Genomic DNA, 5,912 nt, shown 5'->3' with positions numbered 1-5,912 from the left:
TTTTATCTTTAAAACATATAGTTAGGCTAGGTTGCGGCGGATTTCGTCAGCATCCCGGCCAACCCTCAAATCGTCCATGGATTTATAGATATGAAAAATACGCATAATTTATATTATGTATAATTTTTGGGCCGTTCTTAAGGCGCTTTTAAGCCTTAAGGCGATCCGCCGTATACCGATCTTTTACACACACGCCTTAAGCCGTCCGGTTTTTGCCTGATCGCCTTAAGGATGTTGCTTTATGACTGCCCTTGCGCTCGACGATTTTCCGCCGATTGTAATTCGCACCATGGCCGATAACGCCCGACAACTTGCCGCCGATCTGGATGCCGCCGCCGATGCTGCCGCCATGCGCATCCGTGACAGACGAAACAGCGCGGACTATCGCCGCCGCGTTCTCGCCGCCTGCAAAGCCGCTTGCGAGTCCATAGACCGAGGCACAGACGCCGATAAGGCCGTTTTGGATGCCGCGACCCGTTATTGTGTTCCTGTGGACTCTGTGAGGCTCCTACGGCCTGCAATCGCCAGCCGCATCAAATCAGCCCGACAGATCGAAACCGACAGGCAGATCATGCGCAGCTATCGCGCCGGGCTGACGGATGTCGAAATCGGTAAGCGCCTAAACCTGCATCAAAAGACTGTGGCGCGCCGCCGCCGCCAGATTATGAGGGAAATATGAAAACACAGATCGACCTAGAAGAATTCACCATGGGCCTTGGCGAATTTCTGCGGCGAAAACGAGAGTCTATCCGCCCCGGTTATGGATCTGCCTTTTCATGCAGATACAAAGATCGACTCTCGATAAGAGATGTATCTACAGAATTGGGGATACCGCGCGCTCGGCTTGTCTTGATCGAAAAAGGCGAAAAATCGCCAACAATCAAGGAATTGTTGGCTCTTTGTCACAAGTATAAACTGGATAAAGATCAAATCATCTCGATCATCGGGCGGGAAATTAGCCAGGCGTTAGTGGATTGATTTTGAACCAAAAGACCGGAATCCGATAAAACTGGATCAAAAAACAACCAGTTAAGCCAGGCTTTCATGGATCAAAAAACAACCAGTTAAGCCAGGCTTTCATGGATCATAAAAAAACCGCCACTGGATCTAGTGGCGGTTCTATTTTGTTATCCGGCGACCGTCAGCGCTTGGCCTTTACGATCCGCCCGCCCTTTACAAATCGAAATCCCTTTTTCAACGTGCCATCACGTTTGAGGCCCGATTGCCGCTTTTTCGCAGCTCGTTTACGCAATGTCGCCATCCGGTTTACTCCCGTTCACCCAAAATCATGGCCAAAAGGCCCGTTACCCCCGCAGTGACGCCCATTTCCCAGCCGCCGCTCATTGCGGCCTGCGTCGATTGGCCGATAAGGTCCGCCGTCGCGTCCAGTGTGCCGCCCGATTGCCCGGTGGCCAGACCGACACCGGACAAGATCGCTGCAATGCCCGCCCACGTGCTCGGCTCACGAAACCGCCGCTTGAAAAACTTCATCCGATTATCTCCTTGCTTTGTTTTTTGCTCGATCATGCCCGCTCGATCCGCTCGATCCGCACATGATGGTGCCCCTGCGTGGCCTCGATCCGCCCAAGTTTTGTGCTGATCTGAACCAAAAGCCCAATGTTAGCCATCGCATATGCGAGGCCCCCGATTGTGCCGACAATTTCAATCATTTAATAAATCCCTTGATCTCATCACGAAAAACAAAGGCCGCGCCAAGCCCCCCGGCGATCAGCATCATCTTGGTGACTTTGTCGGCCCCCTTCCCCAAGAGAAAAACGCTGCCACCGCCGATTGCACCGCCCAAAAGCCAAGGAATAAGGAAAACTGGCATTTAAAACGCTCCTGTTAGGCTCTGCTTGGCCTTTAGATATTTCTGGTAATGGTTTTTTGTCTGGCTGTTACTGTTGCCCGGTCCGCCGTTGTAGCTCTCGACAATCCATTGTTCGGACCTCGGCTGGCCCTTGTACCGCCGCAACCAGTTGATATAGGCAGTTCCGAAATACATGGATGTTCCCGCGTCCATCAGCCGTTCCAGCGTTGGCCGGCCGAAAGCCCGCGCCCCCATGTCATCATGCAGCCATTGCGCCGTGCTCACGAGCGTTTGCATGAGGCCCGCGCTTGCATCCGAAATATGCGGCTCGACACGCAATGCGCTAGGCTGCCGACTGCTTTCGATTTCCACCATTGCGCGGATCATCAACGGATCCACAGCCGGGAAATGAAATTTCACGGTTTGCTCGGCCAAAATCTCGACTTCTTCCGGCGATAGCCGGCCATTTGGTGCGGCCCCGGCCTTGCTGGATAGAACCGCCACGGCTCCGGCCAAGCCTGCGAGGATAAATGCCGCCTGCATCACGCCTCGCCCCCATCTTCCGGCTTTGGCTCGATAAACGTGCCATCCACATACTGCCAGCCGATTCCGATGTTTGTATCTGTGGATACATACAAGCCGCCCTCAAAAAGCAATGCCGCCTGTTCATCACCGACCAGCAAATTGGCCACCCTACCAGCCTCAATAATTGCAATCATTCTGGTAGCCCCCAAACTTCAATGACTGCCACTCCATCACCGCCGGGGAGATTGCCATCTTGCTCAGTAGACGACTTGCTACTCCCTCCGACCCCACGAATATCGCCCCAAGGATCATCAAGCGTGCTCACCTGCCGCGTCGTAGTGGACCTAATATCTGGATCATCACCGCTCCCGCTCCCGTCGCGTGCCCGGTTGATAGACCTCCGTGACCTGCTCCCACCGTGGGCCGTATCAATGCCCGTCAAAACCGTGGAGCCGCCACCACCAAAATATACGCCCGTACCTCCCGCTCCAACACCAACGACAACGGATTCTGGCATATCCTCGATATTCATTGCATTCACTCTGATTTGACCACCATATCCACCCGGTACATTAGAAGCCTGGTGCTTGCCCGATTGCCCACCACCGATCAGCCGATAGCGCACCTCTTGACCTACCCCAGACCGCACATTGCCAGCGCCATCAGCCGGTTTTGTCCATGTGCCGCTGACCAGAAACACCACGCGATCGAGAAGAAAAAGGCGTGGTGTTGTAATAACGACAGCCCCCGCGCTTGTCTGAAATCCCGCCATCAATCGCGCTCCTCGATAATGCCAGCATCCGCCAAATCGCCCGGCGCTCTCACCGCCCACACCTCGGCGCCGTTTTCCAGCACAATTTTTTGACCAACCGGCACCAATGCGAAAACATCGTCCGTCACGTCCGAAGTTCCGCCCACATAAAGCCCGGCTGTTCCCGCCTGAATGGTCAATGAAGCGCGTTGCGGATCAACCGGCACAAGCCGAACGGGCGTGTCTCCGACCTCGATGCGCTCCCAATTTGTCAAGATCGTAGGGCGACGAACGACCAACTGGCCTAGATCGCGGCGCTGATATGCTCCGGGCTCGCTGGCAATGTTAAAAACAATGTCCGCGTCAGTGTCGGTCATGTTTCGGAAAAGTATTTTCCTGAAGATGCCGTCCAGCGACGTTGTACTATCGAATAAAGACCACGTTGAACCACCATCTAAAGAAATCTCGATAGGGAATGGGACGCTAACGCCGGACACCTGTTGGCCACCGCCGTCAAACGTATATGTAAGCCCCGCAAGAACGCGGGCCGTTTGGCTCGAACTGCTCATGATTTCAGTATCCCGAATGCGGCAATAGCCATCGCGCCAAGGGCAACAAAAACCAGCGTTTTTTGTTGCTGTTCGGCTAGGCCATTGGCTGTCTGTGAAAATGCATTTCCAAGACTATCGGCGGTTATTCTTTGGGCGTCAGAAGTCACCTGATCCGCCAAGCTGAAAGCCCGGTCATTGATTTCAATCGCAAAGCCAAGCGCGGTCTCTGCCGTCTCGTTTGAAAAATCAAACGCCCGGTCCGCCGTATCTGTTGAGAATGCAAACGCATTTTTTGAGGCTTCGGAAACCAGCTTGCTGCTCGTTTCTAGTGCATCGCTGCTGATCCTATTCGCCGCCTCGATCGCGCCGAAATCGGACAACGTGTTTGTGACGCTTCCCCCGGCAATAATAGCCCCATCACCAATAGAGCTATCGCTTTCATCTCGGAACTCGAACTGCTGGCTGTTGTCGCTCTCGTCTCGGAACTCGAACTGCTGGCTGTTGTCGCTGGCGTCTGTGAAATCAATTTCCGTGATGGTGTTAAAAGCATCCTCCACCACAGAGCGATTGTCTTGGTTTGTGGTGACGTTCGACGTTTCACTTTTGGCTTTGCTAGAAAAAAGGCCCATCTTTAACGCCTCGATCTGAAATAAAATCCAGCGGCGATGATAGCCGCGCCAACAATTAAGGCCCCGGCGTTCCGCTCAAAAAACCCGCCATCGCCTGTTGTGAAATTGCCGGTGGCAAATCCGCCACCGACAATGTCGCCGCTATCACTCGACGTAGGACCAGACGAAAGCGACGAGCCAGCCCCGAATGAAGGTAAAGCCATTCTATGATCTCGCGGCTAAGACCAGCGTCCCGGCGGCCAGCGCAACGCCACCAACCGTCCACGGCACCCACACGGGAACCCCGGCGAGCGGTCCTGTTTGGATTGTGGCATTAGCTGCGCCTGCCGGTGACTCTGGAACGGCTGTTGACGTAACCGGCTGTCCACCTGCTAGGCCCAAAGATGCCGCTTCCTGTGAAGCCAAGAACGCCTCTAGCTCCTTGGTAGCGGCATTCTTTCCAAGCAAAGCCTGATCCCGAAACAGTACGGCTGTTTCCAGTCCGGTGTTTAAAATGTCGGAAAAGAAATCGGTCAAAGCCATACTGTCAAATCCTTGGTCCAAGCTCCTGAACGAGCATGTCAAAAGTGGTGGCACCAGCCGCCAGATTCATCTTGAGCTTGAGCGGAAACTTGATGTCACCGCTTTGCAAAATGAACTGATCGCCTAGCAATCCGATCAGCGCATGAGGCACCAAGTGGAACATATCCGATTGCGGAAAATATCCGGCTTCTTCATAGTATTCATCAAGCTCCTGTTTGGTAATCTGCTTGATTAAAACTTCAGATCCGCGCCAAACTTCAATATCCACGATTTTGTCGGTAAACATATGCAATCCGTGGATTGTCCGGCGCTGCGATTTACCGCCCGCACCAAAAAATTCTGTCGCTTCCAAAGAGAATTCTTTGTAGAGGTCCGTCACGTCAACTTGCGTGGTGCGAGTGGTGACGATGTTTCCAAGCGCCGCATTTCCCGGACGCTCGGCCCGGCGCAACCGCAAACGAACGGACCCTAGCGCGTCACTGCTGATAGGCACCTGCAACGTGAACTGGTCCATGTTTGCTGTACCCCACGCCAACGCAAAGCCCTGCGCCTTGTCATCAAAATGGGTTTCTGCAAATCGCAACGGAATACGGCCATCATGAATGGGATAACCGTTGAATTCTTCCAGCTTATACAGCCGCGAAGGTACGATTTCGCGCTGTGGCAGGTTGTTCACGAGGATCTTGATTTCACCGATAATGGATTCAACGCGGGCACGATCCACGCGCTCGCCGTTTTCTTCCACGTAAATGTCGAGACGCTCGACGATTCCGGTACGGTCCAAATCCATTGTGGCCCGCCCGTTTGGAACGGCGTTATTAAAATCCGTCCCGTTGTCATTAAGTCGCTGTACCATGTGTGTTTTATCCAGCTATCTAAGGTAAATTGGGCGCTCGGCTTGACTTAGCTGTCATAACCCTCATGGGCCTGTTTCAGGCCGGGCAGCTTGCGCCCCTGCCCCATAATTACGCCCGCGATCAGAACGCCCGCCACGGTCGAGCCGACAAAAAACAGAATTTCTTTAACGTCCACTTTGTGTGCTCCGAATGGTTTTAATGAGGGTTGGCCGGGATGCTGACGAAATCCGCCGCAACCTAGCCTAACTATATGTTTTAAAGATAAAA

The 5,912-nt window shown here is 53.5% G+C and carries 12 protein-coding genes; 2 read left to right on the top strand and 10 right to left on the bottom strand.

Going from position 1 to position 5,912, the window contains the following annotated elements:
- The first annotated feature begins 241 nt into the window (after positions 1–241).
- Both IEX96_RS13905 and IEX96_RS13900 read left to right on the top strand, forming a co-directional pair.
- Positions 242–679: a helix-turn-helix domain-containing protein gene (locus tag IEX96_RS13905; protein ID WP_150006432.1), complete on the top strand. Its 438-nt coding sequence runs from the start codon at positions 242–244 to the stop codon at positions 677–679.
- The gene (locus IEX96_RS13900; RefSeq protein WP_150006431.1) at positions 676–978 is read left to right on the top strand and encodes a helix-turn-helix domain-containing protein; all 303 of its coding nucleotides are present in this window, start codon (positions 676–678) and stop codon (positions 976–978) included. The genes IEX96_RS13905 and IEX96_RS13900 overlap by 4 nt, the downstream gene beginning before the upstream one ends.
- Positions 979–1,266: 288 nt before the next feature.
- On the opposite strand, the gene IEX96_RS13895 is transcribed toward IEX96_RS13900, so the two are convergent.
- The 10 genes from IEX96_RS13895 to IEX96_RS14165 form a co-directional block, all read right to left on the bottom strand.
- Positions 1,267–1,491: a hypothetical protein gene (locus IEX96_RS13895; RefSeq protein WP_150006430.1), complete on the bottom strand. Its 225-nt coding sequence runs from the start codon at positions 1,489–1,491 to the stop codon at positions 1,267–1,269.
- Between the two features lie 175 nt (positions 1,492–1,666).
- Positions 1,667–1,831, bottom strand: coding sequence for a hypothetical protein (locus tag IEX96_RS13890; RefSeq protein ID WP_188874153.1), 165 nt, complete (start codon positions 1,829–1,831; stop codon positions 1,667–1,669).
- A complete protein-coding gene (locus IEX96_RS13885) occupies positions 1,832–2,353 on the bottom strand; it encodes a transglycosylase SLT domain-containing protein (protein WP_229773766.1) in 522 nt (173 codons plus the stop codon). It lies immediately after the preceding gene.
- Positions 2,353–2,529 carry a hypothetical protein gene (locus IEX96_RS13880; protein ID WP_188874152.1) on the bottom strand — a complete coding sequence of 59 codons (177 nt, stop codon included), beginning with the start codon at positions 2,527–2,529 and terminating at the stop codon, positions 2,353–2,355. The genes IEX96_RS13885 and IEX96_RS13880 overlap by 1 nt, the downstream gene beginning before the upstream one ends.
- On the bottom strand, positions 2,526–3,107 hold the full coding sequence (locus IEX96_RS13875; protein ID WP_150006428.1) for a hypothetical protein: 582 nt from the start codon (positions 3,105–3,107) through the stop codon (positions 2,526–2,528). The genes IEX96_RS13880 and IEX96_RS13875 overlap by 4 nt, the downstream gene beginning before the upstream one ends.
- Positions 3,107–3,655: a hypothetical protein gene (locus IEX96_RS13870; protein ID WP_150006427.1), complete on the bottom strand. Its 549-nt coding sequence runs from the start codon at positions 3,653–3,655 to the stop codon at positions 3,107–3,109. Before IEX96_RS13870 ends, IEX96_RS13875 begins: the two co-directional genes overlap by 1 nt.
- The gene (locus IEX96_RS13865) at positions 3,652–4,266 is read right to left on the bottom strand and encodes a hypothetical protein (protein WP_150006426.1); all 615 of its coding nucleotides are present in this window, start codon (positions 4,264–4,266) and stop codon (positions 3,652–3,654) included. Before IEX96_RS13865 ends, IEX96_RS13870 begins: the two co-directional genes overlap by 4 nt.
- Positions 4,267–4,470: 204 nt before the next feature.
- On the bottom strand, positions 4,471–4,788 hold the full coding sequence (locus IEX96_RS13860; protein ID WP_150006425.1) for a hypothetical protein: 318 nt from the start codon (positions 4,786–4,788) through the stop codon (positions 4,471–4,473).
- Between the two features lie 4 nt (positions 4,789–4,792).
- Positions 4,793–5,644: a major capsid protein P2 gene (locus IEX96_RS13855; protein ID WP_150006424.1), complete on the bottom strand. Its 852-nt coding sequence runs from the start codon at positions 5,642–5,644 to the stop codon at positions 4,793–4,795.
- Positions 5,645–5,691: 47 nt separating this feature from the next.
- Positions 5,692–5,912, bottom strand: a 221-nt coding sequence (locus IEX96_RS14165; protein ID WP_229773765.1) for a hypothetical protein, incomplete at its 5' end; no start/stop codon positions are given.

The organism is Iodidimonas muriae, from assembly GCF_014647255.1.
GTDB classification, from domain to species: Bacteria; Pseudomonadota; Alphaproteobacteria; order Sphingomonadales; family Rhodothalassiaceae; genus Iodidimonas; species Iodidimonas muriae.
This window is presented reverse-complemented; position numbering and strand designations above follow the sequence as displayed.

Bases quoted from the DNA above. Each gene is read 5' to 3' on its own strand.
- IEX96_RS13895 (WP_150006430.1), bottom strand. From the start codon at position 1,491: ATGAAGTTTTTCAAGCGGCGGTTTCGTGAGCCGAGCACGTGGGCGGGC.
- IEX96_RS13890 (WP_188874153.1), bottom strand. From the start codon at position 1,831: ATGCCAGTTTTCCTTATTCCTTGGCTTTTGGGCGGTGCAATCGGCGGT.
- IEX96_RS13855 (WP_150006424.1), bottom strand. From the start codon at position 5,644: ATGGTACAGCGACTTAATGACAACGGGACGGATTTTAATAACGCCGTT.
- IEX96_RS13885 (WP_229773766.1), bottom strand. From the start codon at position 2,353: ATGCAGGCGGCATTTATCCTCGCAGGCTTGGCCGGAGCCGTGGCGGTT.
- IEX96_RS13875 (WP_150006428.1), bottom strand. From the start codon at position 3,107: ATGGCGGGATTTCAGACAAGCGCGGGGGCTGTCGTTATTACAACACCA.
- IEX96_RS13900 (WP_150006431.1), top strand. From the start codon at position 676: ATGAAAACACAGATCGACCTAGAAGAATTCACCATGGGCCTTGGCGAA.
- IEX96_RS13905 (WP_150006432.1), top strand. From the start codon at position 242: ATGACTGCCCTTGCGCTCGACGATTTTCCGCCGATTGTAATTCGCACC.
- IEX96_RS13870 (WP_150006427.1), bottom strand. From the start codon at position 3,655: ATGAGCAGTTCGAGCCAAACGGCCCGCGTTCTTGCGGGGCTTACATAT.
- IEX96_RS13865 (WP_150006426.1), bottom strand. From the start codon at position 4,266: ATGGGCCTTTTTTCTAGCAAAGCCAAAAGTGAAACGTCGAACGTCACC.
- IEX96_RS13860 (WP_150006425.1), bottom strand. From the start codon at position 4,788: ATGGCTTTGACCGATTTCTTTTCCGACATTTTAAACACCGGACTGGAA.
- IEX96_RS13880 (WP_188874152.1), bottom strand. From the start codon at position 2,529: ATGATTGCAATTATTGAGGCTGGTAGGGTGGCCAATTTGCTGGTCGGT.